Annotated in this window: 16 protein-coding genes; 10 read left to right on the top strand and 6 right to left on the bottom strand. The window is 62.7% G+C overall.

The window, feature by feature from the left end; translation table 11 throughout:
- From trpD to ILT44_RS14800, 4 genes are read right to left on the bottom strand one after another with little or no spacing between them, the layout of a single operon-like run.
- Positions 1 to 1,014, bottom strand: a complete 1,014-nt coding sequence (trpD, locus tag ILT44_RS14785) for an anthranilate phosphoribosyltransferase (RefSeq protein WP_204240368.1) — start codon at positions 1,012 to 1,014, stop codon at positions 1 to 3.
- Between the two features lie 5 nt (positions 1,015 to 1,019).
- The gene (locus ILT44_RS14790) at positions 1,020 to 1,649 is read right to left on the bottom strand and encodes an anthranilate synthase component II (RefSeq protein WP_204240369.1); all 630 of its coding nucleotides are present in this window, start codon (positions 1,647 to 1,649) and stop codon (positions 1,020 to 1,022) included.
- 58 nt (positions 1,650 to 1,707) lie between these two features.
- Positions 1,708 to 3,228 carry an anthranilate synthase component I gene (trpE, locus tag ILT44_RS14795; RefSeq protein WP_204240370.1) on the bottom strand — a complete coding sequence of 507 codons (1,521 nt, stop codon included), beginning with the start codon at positions 3,226 to 3,228 and terminating at the stop codon, positions 1,708 to 1,710.
- Positions 3,229 to 3,231: 3 nt separating this feature from the next.
- Positions 3,232 to 5,127 carry a SurA N-terminal domain-containing protein gene (locus ILT44_RS14800; protein WP_204240371.1) on the bottom strand — a complete coding sequence of 632 codons (1,896 nt, stop codon included), beginning with the start codon at positions 5,125 to 5,127 and terminating at the stop codon, positions 3,232 to 3,234.
- Positions 5,128 to 5,263: 136 nt separating this feature from the next.
- Here ILT44_RS14800 and tpiA point away from each other — a divergent pair, with 136 nt between their 5' ends.
- The 5 genes from tpiA to ILT44_RS14825 all read left to right on the top strand — a co-directional run bounded on the left by tpiA (position 5,264) and on the right by ILT44_RS14825 (position 9,675).
- Entirely contained in the window at positions 5,264 to 6,031 is a 768-nt protein-coding gene (gene tpiA / locus ILT44_RS14805; RefSeq protein WP_204240372.1) for a triose-phosphate isomerase, read from the top strand.
- Positions 6,032 to 6,150: 119 nt separating this feature from the next.
- A complete protein-coding gene (gene secG / locus ILT44_RS14810) occupies positions 6,151 to 6,561 on the top strand; it encodes a preprotein translocase subunit SecG (RefSeq protein ID WP_204240373.1) in 411 nt (136 codons plus the stop codon).
- 105 nt (positions 6,562 to 6,666) lie between these two features.
- On the top strand, positions 6,667 to 8,295 hold the full coding sequence (gene pyrG, locus ILT44_RS14815) for a CTP synthase (protein ID WP_204240374.1): 1,629 nt from the start codon (positions 6,667 to 6,669) through the stop codon (positions 8,293 to 8,295).
- Between the two features lie 60 nt (positions 8,296 to 8,355).
- Complete coding sequence (locus ILT44_RS14820; protein ID WP_204240375.1) at positions 8,356 to 9,219, top strand: VOC family protein; 864 nt, start codon at positions 8,356 to 8,358, stop codon at positions 9,217 to 9,219.
- Between the two features lie 54 nt (positions 9,220 to 9,273).
- On the top strand, positions 9,274 to 9,675 hold the full coding sequence (locus tag ILT44_RS14825) for a DUF350 domain-containing protein (protein ID WP_204240376.1): 402 nt from the start codon (positions 9,274 to 9,276) through the stop codon (positions 9,673 to 9,675).
- A gap of 32 nt (positions 9,676 to 9,707) precedes the next feature.
- Here ILT44_RS14825 and ILT44_RS14830 read toward each other — a convergent pair whose 3' ends face one another.
- Positions 9,708 to 9,977, bottom strand: coding sequence for a helix-turn-helix domain-containing protein (locus ILT44_RS14830; RefSeq protein WP_204240377.1), 270 nt, complete (start codon positions 9,975 to 9,977; stop codon positions 9,708 to 9,710).
- A 323-nt stretch (positions 9,978 to 10,300) separates the two neighbouring features.
- Here ILT44_RS14830 and kdsA point away from each other — a divergent pair, with 323 nt between their 5' ends.
- Both kdsA and ILT44_RS14840 read left to right on the top strand, forming a co-directional pair.
- Positions 10,301 to 11,149, top strand: coding sequence for a 3-deoxy-8-phosphooctulonate synthase (kdsA, locus tag ILT44_RS14835; protein ID WP_204240378.1), 849 nt, complete (start codon positions 10,301 to 10,303; stop codon positions 11,147 to 11,149).
- A gap of 118 nt (positions 11,150 to 11,267) precedes the next feature.
- Positions 11,268 to 12,437: an MFS transporter gene (locus tag ILT44_RS14840; RefSeq protein WP_204240379.1), complete on the top strand. Its 1,170-nt coding sequence runs from the start codon at positions 11,268 to 11,270 to the stop codon at positions 12,435 to 12,437.
- On the opposite strand, the gene queF is transcribed toward ILT44_RS14840, so the two are convergent.
- Positions 12,422 to 12,871 carry a preQ(1) synthase gene (gene queF, locus ILT44_RS14845; protein WP_204240380.1) on the bottom strand — a complete coding sequence of 150 codons (450 nt, stop codon included), beginning with the start codon at positions 12,869 to 12,871 and terminating at the stop codon, positions 12,422 to 12,424. The genes ILT44_RS14840 and queF overlap by 16 nt on opposite strands.
- A gap of 147 nt (positions 12,872 to 13,018) precedes the next feature.
- On the opposite strand from queF, the gene eno reads away from it, so the two are divergent.
- From eno to pdhA, 3 genes are all read left to right on the top strand, one after another.
- The gene (gene eno / locus ILT44_RS14850; protein ID WP_204240381.1) at positions 13,019 to 14,302 is read left to right on the top strand and encodes a phosphopyruvate hydratase; all 1,284 of its coding nucleotides are present in this window, start codon (positions 13,019 to 13,021) and stop codon (positions 14,300 to 14,302) included.
- Between the two features lie 183 nt (positions 14,303 to 14,485).
- Entirely contained in the window at positions 14,486 to 14,800 is a 315-nt protein-coding gene (locus tag ILT44_RS14855) for an FtsB family cell division protein (RefSeq protein WP_204240382.1), read from the top strand.
- A 247-nt stretch (positions 14,801 to 15,047) separates the two neighbouring features.
- Entirely contained in the window at positions 15,048 to 16,034 is a 987-nt protein-coding gene (gene pdhA / locus ILT44_RS14860) for a pyruvate dehydrogenase (acetyl-transferring) E1 component subunit alpha (protein WP_204240428.1), read from the top strand.
- Positions 16,035 to 16,050 lie beyond the last annotated feature (16 nt).

The following is a 16,050-nucleotide window of genomic DNA, read 5'->3' on the forward strand; positions in this document are numbered from 1 at the left end:
TCAGCTGTTCGAGACTTTGACGAGCCGCTCGAGAGTCGCCTTCGAAGCGCCGCTGTCGAGAGCCCGGGATGCCCGCTCAAGGCCATCGCGGAGGTTGGCCGCCTCGTCTGCCACGACAAGGGATGCGGCTGCATTGAGCAGGGCGACATCCCGATAGGGAATGCGGGCGCCATCCAGCACAGCGCGCAACTGGGCCGCATTGTGCTCCGGATCACCACCCCTAAGGTCATCCAGGGAAGCGGTCGGAAGGCCAACCTCCTCGGGCGTGACCGTGAAGCGCCGGATGGCGCCGCTCTCCAGGGCGGCTACGAAGGTCGGGCCTGTGGTCGTCATCTCGTCGAGCCCATCCGAACCATGCACGGTCCAGACCTTTTGGGAGCCGAGCTCCTTGAGAACATGCGTGAGCGGCTCGAGCCAAGCCTCTGAGAAGACGCCGAGAAGCTGACGTTTGGCGCCGGCAGGATTCGCGAGGGGCCCGAGCAGGTTGAAAATGGTGCGTGTCCCGAGCTCGACGCGGACCGGCGCAACATGGCGCATGGCAGCGTGATGGGTCTGAGCGAACATGAAGCAGAGCTTCGTTTCCGCAAGGCACCGCTTCAGTCCCTCCGGATCGAGCCCAAGCTTCACGCCGAGCGCCGAGAGCACATCCGCAGTGCCCGACTTGGAAGAAGCCGCCCGGTTGCCGTGCTTGGCGACGGGAACCCCGCAGGAGGCGACGATGATGGAGGCAAGCGTCGAGATGTTGTAGCTGCCTTTGTGGTCGCCGCCGGTGCCGACGATGTCGATGGCCTTTTCCGGAGCGTTGACCCGGAGCATGCGCCCGCGCATGGCCGTGACCGCGCCGACAATCTCTTCGAGAGCCTCGCCACGGACGCGCAGGGCCATCAGGAAGGCGCCACCCTGGGCTGGCGTCACCTCGCCGGAGAGCAGGTCGTCAAAGGCATCCCGCGCCTCGTCGCGCGTCAGCGACGCACCCGTGGCAACCTTGGCGAGATAGGATTTGAAGGATTCCATCGGGTTCACCGTCCTGCTGGTGCGGCTATGCCGCCGGTCGCGCGGTGCTTGGCATTCCAATCCGCCGCGAGTTCGAAGAAGTTGCGCATGATCGTCACCCCATGTTCCGACAGGATGCTCTCGGGGTGGAACTGCACGCCGTGGATCGGCAGCGAGCGGTGTGACAGGCCCATAACGAGACCGTCCGAGGTCTCGGCCGTCACGAGCAGATCGTCTGGGCAGGTTTCGCGATCCACGATCAGTGAATGGTAGCGGGTCGCCTTAAACGAGCCGTTGATGCCCCGGAAGACGGCTTTCCCCGTATGTTCGACATCCGACACCTTACCATGCATCGGCAGAGGGGCTCGCGAGACCGTGCCGCCGAAGACTTGGCCGATGGCCTGCAGGCCCAGACACACGCCGAAGGTCGGAATCTCGGGCGATGCACGTTTCACGAGATCGAGGCAGATTCCCGCCTCGTTGGGCGTGCAGGGACCGGGGGACAGCACAATTGCATCGGGCGGATTGGCGAGCACTTCGTCGGTTGTGATCGCATCATTGCGCACCACGTCGACGGAAGTCGCAAGGGGACCGAGCAGATGCACCAGGTTCCAGGTGAAGCTGTCGTAATTGTCGATGACGAGAACGCGGGTCATGGCGCGCCGACGTTCGCGTAAGCGGCGGTTCCGGTCAAGGGAAGCCTTGAAACCGAACTCATTGTCCGACCCTCGCCTGGCTGGCGAAGCGCACGGCCTCTTCGGCTGCGCGGAACAACGCCTTCGACTTGTTGATGCACTCCTGCTGTTCGGAGGCCGGATCGGAATCGTAGACGATCCCGGCTCCCGCCTGAACCGCCATGCGGCCTTCCTTCACCACGGCTGTGCGCAGCACGATGCAGGTGTCCATCTCGCCGTTGGCGCCGAAATAGCCGATGCAGCCGGCATAAGGACCGCGCTTGTCCTTCTCCAGCTCGTCGATGATCTGCATGGCACGCACCTTCGGCGCTCCCGAGACCGTGCCGGCTGGAAAACCCGCGATGAGCGCGTCGAGGGCATCGAAGCTCGGGTCGAGCCGTCCTTCCACGTTCGAAACGATGTGCATCACTTGGCTGTAATATTCGAGGAAGAAGGAATCCGTGACCTGCACGGAGCCCATCTCTGCCACGCGACCGACATCGTTGCGCCCGAGATCGAGCAGCATCAGGTGCTCGGCGCGCTCCTTCTGGTCGGCGAGCAGGCTTTCCGCATGGGCCCGGTCCTCGGCCGCCGTGGCGCCGCGCGGGCGGGTGCCAGCAATAGGGCGGATCGTGACCTTGCCGTCGCGCACGCGGACAAGGATTTCCGGCGACGAGCAGACGATCTGGAAGTCTTCGAAGTCAAGATAGCAGAGGAAGGGAGCCGGATTGACCCGCCGCAAGGACCGGTAGAGCGCGAAGGCGGGCAGGGGGAAGGCCGACTCGAAGCGCTGGGACAGTACCACCTGGAAAATGTCGCCGGCGCGGATGTAGTCTTTCGCTCTCGCGACCATCGCTTCGAACTCTTCCGGGGTCGTGTTCGAGACCGGAGGGTCGAAATGGATCCGTGTCGGATCGCTGCGGTCGTCCATCGGCAGTGGGCGCTCGAGGGTGGCCGTCACCTCGTCGAGGCGCGAGAGCGCGGTCTCGTAGGCCGCCATGGCCGAGACGCCTCCTTGCGGGCGCACGGGCGTAATGAGGGAAATCTCGTCCCTCACCGCGTCGAACACCACCATCACGGTGGGACGGATCAGGATCGCGTCCGGGACTTCCAGCACGTCCCGATTGGGCTCGGGCAGGCGCTCCATGAGGCGCACCATGTCATAGCCCAGATAGCCGAAGAGGCCGGCCGCCATGGGCGGCAGATCTTCGGAGAGGGGTAGAGCGCTTTCCTGGATCAGCGCGCGCAAGCTCTCCAGGGGCGGGCGTTCCTCGATGCGGAATTCCTGCATGCGGCTCAAGGCACCCCGATCGATGGAGGCCACACCGTCCTGACAGCGCCAGACGAGATCGGGATCAAGCCCGATCATGGAGAAGCGGCCGCGGGTCGCTCCTCCTTCGACCGATTCCAGCAGAAAAGCCGATCCCTTCCGCTCATGCCGCAGTTTCAGGAAAGCCGCGACAGGAGTCAGCAAATCACCCACAAGGGTGGCACGCAGGACGCCGGCCTCGCCAGCTTCGTAGGCTGTGACGAACGTCTCGAAGTCGGGCGTCACCGTCATGGCTTACAATTCGCCGCCCGTCGCCTGACGCAACGCCTGCTGGTTGATGGTGACCCCGAGGTCCTGACGGACTTGGGCGATGTATTCGCTGATCAGATCGTCCCCTAAGCTGTTCCGGAGCTGGTTCTCCGTGTTCTGAGCCTGCTGGGTCGTGGTGACCAGGGGTGGCACGGTGGCCGAGGTCACTTTGAACACGGCGCGGCCCTCCGTTCCGCTGGCCGCATGGCCCGCCTTGCCGACCGGCACGGCAAAGATGCGGTTGACCGTCTCGGCGGCGAGATCGTCCTTGGCGGCGCTACGGGCGAGATCGTCTGCATTCTTGACCAGCGCACCGGCTTCCTGTGCCAAGGCTTCGATGGTCTCGTTCTTTTCCAGACGCTCCACCATCTGGCGAGCCTTCTCCGTAAGACGCTGAGCGACCTGATCCTCGCGCCACTGGGCGGCGACCTGATCACGGACTTCGTCGAGGTTCTTCTGTCGGGAAGCCTCGATGCCGGTGACATCATACCAGACGTAACCGGTGGCGGTGCGCAGCGCCTCGTTGTCGACACCGATGTCAGACGCAAAGGCCGCCTTCACGACCGCGTCCTTCTCCGGGACGCTGACGGGGCTGCCAGCCTTGTCGAGACCGTTGGCATCCACCGCCGGGACCTGAGCCAGAGCCAAGCCCTTCTCCTTGGCAATGTCCGCAAGAGGCTTGGCACCCGCGCGCAGGTCCTCGATCTCATCATGGATCCGTTCGATCTGGGCCTGGGCGCGCTCCACCGCGATAGCCTGGCGCAGCTCCGCCGACACCTCCTCGAAAGGCCTCACAGCCTCCGGCTGGATCTGCGTTACCCGCACCAGCACCGGGCCGAACCGGCCGGCGATGGGTGCGCTGACCGCGCCCTGATCGAGGCTGAAGGTCGCCTCGGCCACCGCCTGATCGAGCATTTCGGCCTTGGTGAAGGTGCCGAGCTCCAAGTCCTGCGGGGAGACGTTGCGCTCCGTCGCGATGGCCTCGAAAGTCGCGCCTTCCTTGATCTTGGTGGCTGCAGCCTCGGCTTCGGCCTGGGATGGGAAGGTAATCTGCTGGATCGTCCGGCGCTCGGGACTTCCATACCTCGCCTTCTGTTGCTCATAGCGCTGGCGGGCATCCGCCTCAGACACGGTGTCCGGCTTCGCGAGGGCCGCCGCATCGAGGGCCATGACGGACACGGCGCGATATTCTGGGGCCACAAAGACGTTCCGGCGCTCGTTGAAGAAGGCCTGAAGCTGCTCTGCGCTGGGGGTGGGGATCTCGCCGGCCATAGCCGGCGTCAGGAGGGCATAGGTTGCCGCACGCCGCTCGCTGGCATAACGATGCAGAGCCTCTTTTGCCGCCGTCGGCACGTGAACGTCTCCGGCGAGGGCCTCCGCCAGGTGAAGGCGAGCCATGGCAGCGCGCTGCTCCTGCACGAAGCCGGCCTCGGAGAGGTTCACATTGCGCAGGGCTTGGTCGAAAAGGGCGCGATTGAACTGGCCATCGGCTCCCTTGAAGGCCGGGTTGTTCATGATCGAGGCCGCGACGAGCTGGTCTGAGACGGAGAGGCCCATCTCCCTGGCTTTCTCGGCCATGACGGCTTCGGTCACTAGGTTGTTGACCACCTGCTGGTCGAGACCGAAGGTGCGAGCCTGCTCTGGGCTGATGACGGTGCGGAACTGGCGCCCGAGCCGCTGCAGCTCGTTGGTATAGGCATTGCGGACCTGCTCGACCGAGATTGTCGTGTCGCCGACCGCAGCCACGGTGGAAGCAGGTGTTGCACGAAAGATGTCGCCGATGCCCCAGATGGCGAAGCTGACGATCAAGGCGCCGAAAAAGATGGTGGCGATGGCTTTGCCGACTACAGTCTGCCCAGCCTTGCGCATGTTCCGAAGCATCGTGAACCCGTTTCCTGAAAACTCGTTAAACCTGCCGATAACCGATCAGGGGCTCTACGAAAAGGGCAAGTCTGGTTGAAAGAAGGCTTAAGCCTCTGCTAGTGCCAAGTTATCAAGCGTGACAGGAGTGCCTTACATGAGCGTCGATAGGCCGCGCCCGCTGGTTGCGGGTAACTGGAAGATGAACGGGTCGAGAACCTCGGCCAGGGTGCTGGAGGAGATTCATGCCGGCTACACTCCGGGTCTCAAGGCCAAGGTCGAGCTGGCCGTCTGCCCGCCTGCAACCCTTATCGCTCCCTTCGCAAAGCGCTCCATAGGCTCCCGGGTCGCAATCGGCGGCCAGGACTGTCACGCCAAAGAGTCCGGCGCCTTCACGGGCGACCTTTCAGCCGAGATGCTTGCCGATGCCGGGGCGACCTACGTGATTGTCGGCCATTCCGAGCGCCGGCAGTACCAAAAGGAAAAGGATGCGGATGTCTGCGCCAAGGCGGTTGCCGCCCATCGGGCAGGGTTGACCGCCATCGTCTGCGTCGGCGAGACCCGTGACGAGCGCGAATCCGGCAAGACCCTCGCTGTGGTCAAGAAGCAGTTACGCGGCTCGATCCCGGTCGATTCGAACAGCCATAACATCGTCGTCGCCTATGAGCCGGTCTGGGCCATCGGCACAGGTCTGACCCCAACGACGGCCGACGTGGCGGAGGTTCATGCCCTGATCCGCGACGAGCTGCGCCGCCTCGTCGGCAAGGCGGATGCGCCGAAGGTCCGCATCCTCTATGGTGGCTCGGTGAAGCCGTCTAACGCCGTCGAACTGATGGCCGTCGAGAATGTCAACGGCGCGCTGGTGGGCGGCGCAAGCCTCGTCGCCGCCGATTTTCTGGCGATCGCAGGGGCTTATCTCGGGTAAGGTCGAAAAGGCGGCTTGCGGGTCTTTGATCCTGCGCCCACCTATGCTACAGGCCGCCGCAACGAACGGATTGCGAGCGGCTGTCGCCCTGTGCGCAGCCGCTTGAGGTTTTTGAAACGATGCAAACAGTTCTCATCATCATCCACCTGATCATCGTGCTGGCACTGATCGGCGTGGTTCTCCTGCAGCGCTCCGAGGGCGGCGGCATGGGTCTCGGCGGCGGTGGAGGCGGAGGCGTCTCCGGCTTCATGACCGGGCGTGGACAGGCCAATGCGCTTACCCGGGCGACGGCGATCCTCGCCGGTCTATTCTTTGTCACCAGCATCGCATTGACGATCATGGCGACCACGACGAGGGCGCCGCGCTCGATTCTCGACGGCGCCGCTCCGGCTGCGCCAGGCCAGCAGGCTCCGGCCGGCGGGCAGGGCGGCGGCAATGTGCTCGAGCAGTTGCAGCGCCTCCAGGGCGATCAGCCGGCCAATCCGGCTCCTGCCCCCAGCGCTCCGGCACCGGCAGCGCCTCAGCAGTAAACGAAGCCAGGGCCGGACCTTCCGGCCCTCTCTTTTTGTGGATGGATTTCGGGTTGCCCGGTTCGCGATTGCGAATCGGCGCCTGATGTTTATGGATAGGGGTCCATGACGCGGTACGTATTCATCACCGGCGGCGTGGTGTCTTCGCTCGGCAAGGGTCTGGCTTCGGCAGCCCTCGGAGCACTTCTCCAAGCACGCGGTTATAAGGTTCGGCTTCGCAAGCTCGATCCATATCTCAACGTCGATCCGGGGACGATGAGTCCCTACCAGCACGGCGAGGTCTTCGTGACCGACGACGGCGCTGAGACCGATCTGGATCTCGGACATTACGAGCGCTTCACCGGGGTGCCGGCCACCAAGGCCGACAACATCACCACCGGGCGCATCTATCTCGACATCATCACCAAAGAGCGGCGCGGCGACTACCTCGGCGCCACCATCCAGGTGATCCCGCATGTCACCAACGCCATCAAGGACTTCGTGCTCACAGGCAACGAGGGCTTCGATTTCGTCCTCGTCGAGATCGGCGGCACAGTCGGCGACATCGAGGGCCTGCCGTTTTTCGAGGCCATCCGTCAGCTCGGCAACGATCTGGAGCGCGGGCAGGCGATCTATGTCCACCTGACCCTGCTGCCGTTCATCCCGTCCGCCGGCGAGCTGAAGACGAAGCCGACTCAGCATTCCGTTGCGGAACTGCGCTCGATCGGCATCCAGCCCGACATCCTGCTGTGCCGCACGGACCGCGAGATCCCGAAGGACGAGCGCCGCAAGCTTGCCCTTTTCTGCAACGTGCGCGAGACGGCGGTCATCGAGGCGCGGGACGCCCGCTCCATCTACGACGTGCCGCTGGCCTATCACGAGGCCGGACTCGACAGTGAGGTTCTGGCGGCTTTCGGCCTGGACACCGCCAAAACCCCCAATCTCTCCCGCTGGACCACGATCTCGGATCGTGTCCATAACCCTGAGGGCGAGGTCACCATTGCCGTGGTGGGCAAGTATACCGGCCTCAAGGATGCCTATAAGTCGCTCATCGAGGCGCTTCACCACGGCGGCATCGCCAATCAGGTGAAGGTGAACCTCGAATGGATCGAGAGCGAGATCTTCGAGAATGAGGATCCGGCCCCGTTCCTAGAAGGCATTCACGGCATCATGGTGCCCGGCGGCTTCGGCCAGCGCGGCGCCGAGGGCAAGATCCGGGCGGCCCGCTTTGCCCGTGAGCGCAAGGTGCCGTATTTCGGCATCTGCTTCGGCATGCAGATGGCTGTCATCGAGGCGGCGCGGTCTCTCGCTGGGATCAAGGACGCCAGCTCCACCGAGTTCGGCCCGGCCTCGGAACCCGTCGTCGGCCTGATGACCGAGTGGCTGCGCGGCAACGAGCTCGAGAAGCGCACGGCGAGCGGTGATCTTGGCGGCACGATGCGGCTCGGTGCCTACCAGGCCTCTCTCAAGCCCGGCAGCAAAGTGGCAGAGATATATGGCGGCACGGAAATCTCCGAGCGTCACAGGCACCGCTACGAGGTGAACATGTCCTATCGTGACCAGCTCGAGGCAAAGGGCCTGCGCTTCTCGGGCGTGTCACCTGACGGAATCCTGCCCGAGATCGTGGAATACGATGACCATCCCTGGTTCATCGGCGTTCAATACCATCCCGAGCTGAAGTCGCGCCCGTTCGACCCGCACCCGCTCTTCAAGAGCTTCATTCACGCGGCCGTGGAGCAAAGTCGGCTTGTTTGATGTTAACCTGAGCCGTCGCGCCCGAATTCTTTACGGGCGCGACCGACAGGGAAGAGCATGATGACCCGCCGGATCGACCATCTCGTCGTTGCCGTCCAAGACCTCGACCAAGCTGGGCATGTCTATCAGCGCCTCGGTTTTCAGGTTGGCGCGCGCAATCGCCACCCCTGGGGCACCGAGAACCGGATCGTCCAGTTCTCCGATTCCTTTATCGAGCTGATCACTGTAGGCGAGGGCGCTGCCATTGCGCCCCATCAGGCGAGCGCCTTCAGCTTCGGCACCTTCGTCAAGGATTACCTGCGGGATCGGGAGGGCATGGCCATGCTCGTTCTTGACAGCCAGGACGCCAAGACGGATGCAGCTCTCTTCGCCGAGAAGGGGATCGGATTCTTCGAGCCGTTCCATTTCGAGCGCACCGGGCGCCGAGCCGACGGCAGCGAGACCAAGGTTGCCTTTACCCTGGCCTTTGCATCGGCCGAGAACTCCCCCAAGGCTGGGTTCTTCGTCTGCCAGCAGCACTATCCTGAAAACTTCTGGAACCCAGAGTTCCAGCACCACGACAACCAAGCCACGCGGATTTCGTCCGTCACCCTGTCAGCTCCCGAGCCTGAGAGGCTCCGTGCCTTCCTGGCGGCGTTCACGGACGTGCAGCCAAGGAGCCCCGACGGCGACGACCTGTCCTTCCGCTTGGGCGAGAGCCACATCGACGTCCTGACCCCCGATGATGCTGCTGAAATCTACGGCTCCATCGAAGCCGAACTTGACCAGCCGTCCTTCGTGGCCTTCGCCATCCGCGTCGAGGATATCCAGCGCCAGGCAAGATGGCTCGATGCGGCGGAGATTCCTTACCAGCACATCGGCAGCCGCCTCATCGTACCCGCCAGTGCCGCCTTCGGCGTCGCGATCGCATTCGAGCCAACCTAATATTAACCATGTTCCCTTAAGCGGTTGTAAGATCAACTGGTAGGGGACTGACCCTTGGCTTCTTCTCTCGCGGGCTTGCCCGACTTCCTGATCTTCTTCGTGCTCGCTGTCGCTCTGGTGGGGCTGTATCTGGCCATTTACACGCTTGCGACCATGCATAACGAGTTCGCCCTGATCCGCGAGAACGTGATCTCCGCGGCGACTGCCCTCGGCTTCAGCCTTGTGGGGTTTGCCCTGCCGCTCGCCAGCGCCATCGTTCACGCACAGACGATTATCGACTGCCTCGTCTGGGGTCTCGTCGCGCTGGCCGTACAGATCGTCGTCTACTGGCTCGTAAGGATCGTCATGCCGAACCTTTCCCAGCGCATCGCGGCTGGGGAGATGGCCGCAGCCCTGTTCCTCGGAGCATCATCCCTCTCGGCCGGGATCATCAATGCGGCCGCGATGACGTTCTGAGATTCGGAATGCGTGGGGAAGCTTCTCTTCGTTCAGGAGCCGGCCTCTACCATTCTTGCGAATTGCATGGCCTCCGCGCGCATGGAAGGCGGCACCAGCATCGGGTCCTGATGGCGGACCGCATAGAGCATCGCGATCCGTTCGATGGCTCTGAGATAGATATCCGGGATCTCGGCCTCGCCCCATTCGAAAGCCTGGTAGTCACGCAGACTCATGTCGATTTCATGCGCCATTCTGCTCTGGGTGAAACCAAGAGCCGTGCGGATCGCAATGAGCTCCTGCATCTTTTCACGTTCTGACATCAGAGCGCCTCCCGCGCGCTTTGCACTGAATTGTTGGTTTTCTTGTTCATTGTGTGCAGGCAAATTTTCTTATTGTTTGCTGGCCTATACATAATGTTCAGCTAATTACCTAAAGTAAAGTTACCTTGGGTCTAAGGATAAGCTCTCTTCGACACTTTGGTTAAATTTGAGCATTGCCGACAAACCAAAAGGGAGATCTCTGTTTCTGTTGCAGATGCAGGAGATGACCCGTCGCACCCGAAAATGGTAGGACATTGCACATCAGCGATAGGCAGGTCACATCGCCGCTTTGCCTTCGGCGCCAAAAAGGCTAGTGACGGCTCATGACTGATACCAGACAACATCCCGCCGTAGTCGAAGCTGGCTCTGTCCGTTTCGGAAACCATCTGCCGCTCAGCATCATCGCCGGGCCATGCGCCATGGAGAGCCGCGATCATGCTATGGAAATGGCGTCCGCCCTCAAGGAGATTGCGGACAGGTTAGGTCTGGGCCTCGTCTACAAGTCGTCCTTCGACAAAGCCAATCGCACCGCGATCTCCAGCGCCCGCGGCATCGGGCTGGACAAGGCGCTCGCCATCTTCGCCGAGATCAAGGAGAGGTTTGGTCTGCCGGTGCTCACCGACGTGCATGAGAACGACCAATGCGCTCCCGTCGGCGAGGTTGTGGACATTCTCCAGATTCCGGCCTTTCTCTGCCGCCAGACCGATCTCCTGATCGCGGCGGCCAAAACCGGCCGGGTGGTCAATGTGAAAAAGGGGCAGTTCCTGGCGCCATGGGACATGGCGAACGTCGCCGCGAAGGTAACGGCCGCCGGCAATCCGAACGTGATGCTCACCGAGCGCGGCGCCTCCTTCGGCTACAACACCCTCGTCTCCGACATGCGCTCCCTGCCGATCATGGCCGAGACGGGCGCGCCGGTGATCTTTGACGCAACCCATTCCGTGCAACAGCCCGGAGGGAAGGGCACAACCTCCGGCGGACAGCGGGAATACGTTCCCGTTCTCGCCCGCGCAGCGGTGGCGGTCGGTGTGGCCGGCGTCTTCATCGAGACCCACCAGGATCCGGACAAGGCTCCCTCGGACGGTCCCAACATGGTGCCGCTCAAGGAGCTCGAGGCCCTGCTTGCCCGGCTCAAGGGCTTCGATGAGCTAGCCAAGAACCGGCAGGCTTGAGAGCCGGCCTGTTCCATGTTCTCCCGGGAGGGCAGGCCTGCATTCCTGCGACTCCCGGAACGGTAAGCCCGTGATAGGAAGCCAAGGCTCTTTTCACGGTATTGTCCGTTAGGCTCCCATGTCGTCCCGCAACCTGATCCTGATCCTTGCCACCAGCGGTTTCGCCAGCACCTTCTCCGGCCGTGCGGTCGAGCCCATGGTCGGGGTCATTGCCCGGGATCTGAGTTCCACGCCCCAGACCATCGCGCTGCTCTCCGCCGCCTTCGCGCTGCCCTATGCCTTCATCCAGCCGATCCTCGGTCCGATTGGCGATGCGCTGGGCAAAGAACGAGTCATGAAGGTGTCACTGGCGTTGCTCTTCCTGGCTCTGGCCTGCTCCGTCTTTGCGCCGAACGCGGCGACATTGTTCACTCTTCGCATCATCGCCGGAGCTGCCGCAGGCGGAGCGGTGCCGCTCTCCATTGCACTGATCGGTGACCGTGTGGACATGGCCCATCGCCAGGTGGCCCTGAGCCGCTACCTCGTGGCCGTCATTATCGGCCAGTTGGCGGGATCCTCTTTGGCAGGATTGCTCGCAGAGCTGATCGGTTGGCGTGGCGTCTTTACCCTCTCCACCATCATGGTCGGGCTGGCCTTCGCCGCTACAGCAATCGGTTTCAGGGGAGCGCTGCCGGGTGGGCGGTTCGATCTGGAAAACGCACTCCGGCGCTACCAGGATATCCTCTCCAATCCCCGAGCCTTGACCCTCTTCAGCCTCGTCTTCGTCGAGGCCATCGCCATTTTCGGCATCTTTCCCTATGTGGCGCCGCTCCTCGAGGAGCGCGGCGGGGGTGGGCCGACCGAGGCCGGCTTCGCCATCGGGGGCTTTGCCCTTGGCGGCTTGGTCTACTCCGCCCTTGTGACCTGGATGCTGAAGCGCCTCGGCATCGGCCGAATCCTCTTAGGAGGTGGTCTCTTTGCCGGTGCCGCCCTGATCGTTCTCGGGCTGGGCGGGGACTGGAAGCTCGATGCCGTGGCCCTGCTGCTCATGGGCCTTGGCTTCTACATGCTCCACAACACCTTCCAGGCCCAGGTGACGGAGGTGGCGCCGGGCGCGCGTGCCTCCGCGGTCGCGCTCCATGCGTTTTCGTTTTTCTGCGGTCAGGCGCTGGGCGTCGTCCTCATGGGGCTTGGTCTGCGCAATATCGGGCTGAGCGGAGCCACCACGATAGCAGCTCTTGTCATTGTGGGTGTCGGCCTGACCGCATCTTTCCTGCTGACCCGGCCGACCGCTCAGCGGGCCCGGTAGGGCGCCACGCCTTGATCAGGCAGCCACAGGTTTTTCGGAAGATCTCCCGTCTGCCAGAACACGTCGATCGGAATGCCGCCACGGGGATACCAATAGCCGCCGATACGGAGATAGCGGGGCTCAAGGAGATCGGCCAAGCGCTTGCCGATGGCGACCGTGCAATCCTCATGGAATGCGCCATGGTTGCGGAAGCTGTGCATGTAGAGTTTCAACGACTTGGACTCCACGAGCCAGGGACCCGGGACGTAATCGATTACCAGAATCGCGAAGTCGGGCTGTCCCGTAACCGGGCAGAGCGAGGTGAATTCCGGCACCGTGAAGCGGGCCAGGTAATCGGTGTTGGGATGCGGGTTCGGCACCCGGTCGAGCTGGGCAGCTTCCGGGGAAAGGGGCAGGGCGCTCGCCTGGCCGAGCTGGGGAGTGGTTTCCGTCATTTGGAATTGACCTTGAATTGACACGGGGAAAGCTCTTGCCGTCCTTGCTCACCTCGTCATTTCGGTCAATAAGCCAATCCATGACTTGAGGCCGCACCCGTTCCCCGGGTCACGCCGGCCGCACTTCAGCCAGCAGGAGCCTGCTCTATGACAGCGATCATCGATGTTTTCGCCCGCCAGATCCTCGACAGCCGAGGCAACCCCACCGTCGAGGTGGACGTCACCCTCGAAGACGGCTCCATGGGTCGTGCCGCAGTTCCTTCCGGCGCCTCAACCGGGGCACACGAGGCGGTCGAACTCCGCGACGGCGACAAGTCGGTCTATCTCGGCAAGGGAGTGCTCAAGGCCGTCGATGCGGTCAACAACGAGATCCTCGACGCCATCGGCGGCATGGATGCCGAAGAGCAGGTCGCCATCGACGAGACCATGATCGAGCTCGATGGCACCCCGAACAAGGCGCGACTTGGCGCAAACGCCATCCTTGGCGTCTCGCTCGCTGTTGCCAAGGCTGCGGCCGATGCGGCAGCGCTGCCGCTCTACCGCTATGTGGGCGGTACCCAGGCCCGCATTCTCCCCGTTCCGATGATGAACATCATCAATGGCGGCGCCCATGCGGACAACCCCATCGACTTCCAGGAATTCATGATCCTGCCCGTCGGCGCCCCGAACCTCGCGGAAGCCGTGCGCATGGGTGCCGAGGTGTTCCACACCCTCAAGAAGGCGCTGAAGGATGCCGGCCACAACACGAATGTGGGCGACGAAGGCGGCTTTGCTCCGAACCTACCCTCCGCCGAGGCGGCTCTCGACTTCATCATGAAGTCCATCGAGCAGGCCGGCTACAAGCCGGGCAAGGATATGGTGATCGGCCTCGACTGCGCCGCTACCGAGTTCTTCAAGGGCGGCGCCTATCGTTACGAAGGCACAGGCCAGAAGCTGAACCCGCAGCAGCAGGCCGAATACCTCGCGAAGCTCGTCTCCGCCTATCCCATTGCCACCATCGAGGACGGCATGTCCGAGGACGATTGGGAAGGTTGGAAGGCCGTGACCGACCTGATCGGCTCCAAATGCCAGCTCGTGGGCGACGACCTCTTCGTTACCAACGTCGAACGTCTCTCGCAGGGCATCAAGAGGGGGGTCGCCAACTCCCTTCTCGTGAAGGTGAACCAGATCGGCTCGCTCACCGAGACGCTCGCCGCCGTCGACATGGCCCACCGCGCCGGCTACACCGCCGTCATGTCCCATCGCTCGGGGGAGACGGAGGATTCCACCATTGCGGATCTCGCGGTCGCCACCAATTGCGGACAGATCAAGACCGGCTCGCTTGCCCGCTCGGACCGGCTGGCCAAGTACAACCAGCTCATCCGCATCGAGGAGGAGTTGGGCTCCCAGGCGCGCTATGCGGGTCGGGCGGCGCTGAAGGCGCTGGCTTGATCTGATCATAGCAGCAGATTTTCACTCTACGTCATGGCCGGGCTTGTCCCGGCCATCCACGTTTTAGGGGCCTGCAGACGTGGAAACCCGGCACGAGGCCGGGCATGATGCTGACGATAACAGCCGCCTCGCGCCCGCAATCCTCAATATCTCCTTAACCATGCCGTTGTAAGACTCACTCGTATGGTGATCCGCAGACGCGCAAGACGATTCCTGATTCCGCTGATGCTCTACAGCGTCTCGGCGGCCGTGGCTGGTTATTTCGTTCATCATGCTCATAGCGGCGCGCGTGGTATCGAAGCCCGACAAAAGTATGAAACCCAGGTCGCTGAACTTTCCGATGAGCTTGCGGGTTTAAAAACTCAGCGCTCCGACTGGGAGCGTCGCATCGCGCTGTTGCGCAGCGATCAGATTGACCGTGATCTGCTCGAGGAAAGAGCACGCGTAATGTTAGGACGTGTGCATAAGAATGACCTCATCATCATAACGGGCCCATGATCGGGCATAACTCTAAAGTTCTGCTTAACTGAATTCGAGTTAATCGTGGAATAGTCAAATATTACAGGTACTTGCACGATTCATTGTGCACCGCAAAACTGCATTTAGGCCACTCGATTTCCGGTTTCGACTGCGCTACAACTTTCGTCGAGGAAACCCTTCGGAGGACCCGATGGCTGTTGCTGCCCGCAAGGCGGGCCGTGTCGGTACAGGCGCGGCTAACAAGACCACTTCCACCAAAGGCTCCATGCGCGGAGCCACTTCCAATTCCCCACAATTCGACAAGAACCAGGACCTTTCGGCCTACAATGAAATGCTTCTGATCCGGCGCTTCGAGGAGAAGTCCGGCCAGATGTACGGCATGGGCCTGATCGGTGGTTTCTGCCATCTCTATATCGGCCAGGAGGCCGTCGTCGTCGGCATGCAGATGGCGACGAAAGAGGGCGACCAAGTGATCACCGGCTACCGGGATCACGGTCACATGCTCGCCTGCGGCATGGATGCGAAAGGCGTCATGGCCGAGTTGACCGGACGCCGCGGCGGCCTGTCGAAGGGCAAGGGCGGCTCCATGCACATGTTCTCCAAGGAGAAGCATTTCTATGGCGGCCACGGCATCGTCGGCGCACAGGTGTCGCTCGGCACCGGCATCGCCTTCGCGAACCATTATCGCGAGAACGGCAATGTCTGCCTGACCTATTTCGGCGACGGTGCGGCTAACCAGGGCCAGGTCTACGAGAGCTTCAACATGGCGCAGCTCTGGAAGCTGCCTGTGGTCTATGTGATCGAGAACAACCGCTACGCCATGGGAACGTCTGTGAGCCGCGCCTCGGCGCAGACCGATTTCTCGAAGCGCGGCGTGTCCTTCGGCATTCCCGGCGAGCAGGTGGACGGCATGGATATCCGCGCCGTCTACGCGGCCGGCCAGCGAGCTGTCGAGCATGCCCGCACCGGCAAGGGCCCCTACATCCTCGAGATGCAGACCTATCGCTATCGCGGCCACTCCATGTCCGATCCGGCGAAATACCGCACGAAGGACGAGGTGGCCCGCATGCGCGAGGAGCACGACCCGATCGAGCAGGTGCGCCGCCGTCTGCTGGAGAGCTGGAAGTTGTCGGAAGACGAGCTGAAGGCTATCGACAGCCGGGTGCGCGAGATCGTCAACGAGGCAGCCGAGTTCGCCACGCACGATCCGGAGCCCGATCCGTCCGAGCTCTACACCGACATCCTGCTCTAAGCGGCGCGCTCGCGCC

Origin of the sequence: Microvirga arvi (assembly GCF_016892765.1) — a bacterium.
Taxonomy (GTDB): Bacteria; Pseudomonadota; Alphaproteobacteria; order Rhizobiales; family Beijerinckiaceae; genus Microvirga; species Microvirga arvi.

Bases quoted from the DNA above. Each gene is read 5' to 3' on its own strand.
- secG (WP_204240373.1), top strand. From the start codon at position 6,151: ATGCAAACAGTTCTCATCATCATCCACCTGATCATCGTGCTGGCACTG.
- ILT44_RS14790 (WP_204240369.1), bottom strand. From the start codon at position 1,649: ATGACCCGCGTTCTCGTCATCGACAATTACGACAGCTTCACCTGGAAC.
- ILT44_RS14820 (WP_204240375.1), top strand. From the start codon at position 8,356: ATGACCCGCCGGATCGACCATCTCGTCGTTGCCGTCCAAGACCTCGAC.
- eno (WP_204240381.1), top strand. From the start codon at position 13,019: ATGACAGCGATCATCGATGTTTTCGCCCGCCAGATCCTCGACAGCCGA.
- trpE (WP_204240370.1), bottom strand. From the start codon at position 3,228: ATGACGGTGACGCCCGACTTCGAGACGTTCGTCACAGCCTACGAAGCT.
- tpiA (WP_204240372.1), top strand. From the start codon at position 5,264: ATGAGCGTCGATAGGCCGCGCCCGCTGGTTGCGGGTAACTGGAAGATG.
- trpD (WP_204240368.1), bottom strand. From the start codon at position 1,014: ATGGAATCCTTCAAATCCTATCTCGCCAAGGTTGCCACGGGTGCGTCG.
- queF (WP_204240380.1), bottom strand. From the start codon at position 12,871: ATGACGGAAACCACTCCCCAGCTCGGCCAGGCGAGCGCCCTGCCCCTT.
- ILT44_RS14800 (WP_204240371.1), bottom strand. From the start codon at position 5,127: ATGCTTCGGAACATGCGCAAGGCTGGGCAGACTGTAGTCGGCAAAGCC.
- ILT44_RS14840 (WP_204240379.1), top strand. From the start codon at position 11,268: ATGTCGTCCCGCAACCTGATCCTGATCCTTGCCACCAGCGGTTTCGCC.
- ILT44_RS14830 (WP_204240377.1), bottom strand. From the start codon at position 9,977: ATGTCAGAACGTGAAAAGATGCAGGAGCTCATTGCGATCCGCACGGCT.
- ILT44_RS14855 (WP_204240382.1), top strand. From the start codon at position 14,486: ATGGTGATCCGCAGACGCGCAAGACGATTCCTGATTCCGCTGATGCTC.
- pyrG (WP_204240374.1), top strand. From the start codon at position 6,667: ATGACGCGGTACGTATTCATCACCGGCGGCGTGGTGTCTTCGCTCGGC.
- kdsA (WP_204240378.1), top strand. From the start codon at position 10,301: ATGACTGATACCAGACAACATCCCGCCGTAGTCGAAGCTGGCTCTGTC.
- pdhA (WP_204240428.1), top strand. From the start codon at position 15,048: ATGCGCGGAGCCACTTCCAATTCCCCACAATTCGACAAGAACCAGGAC.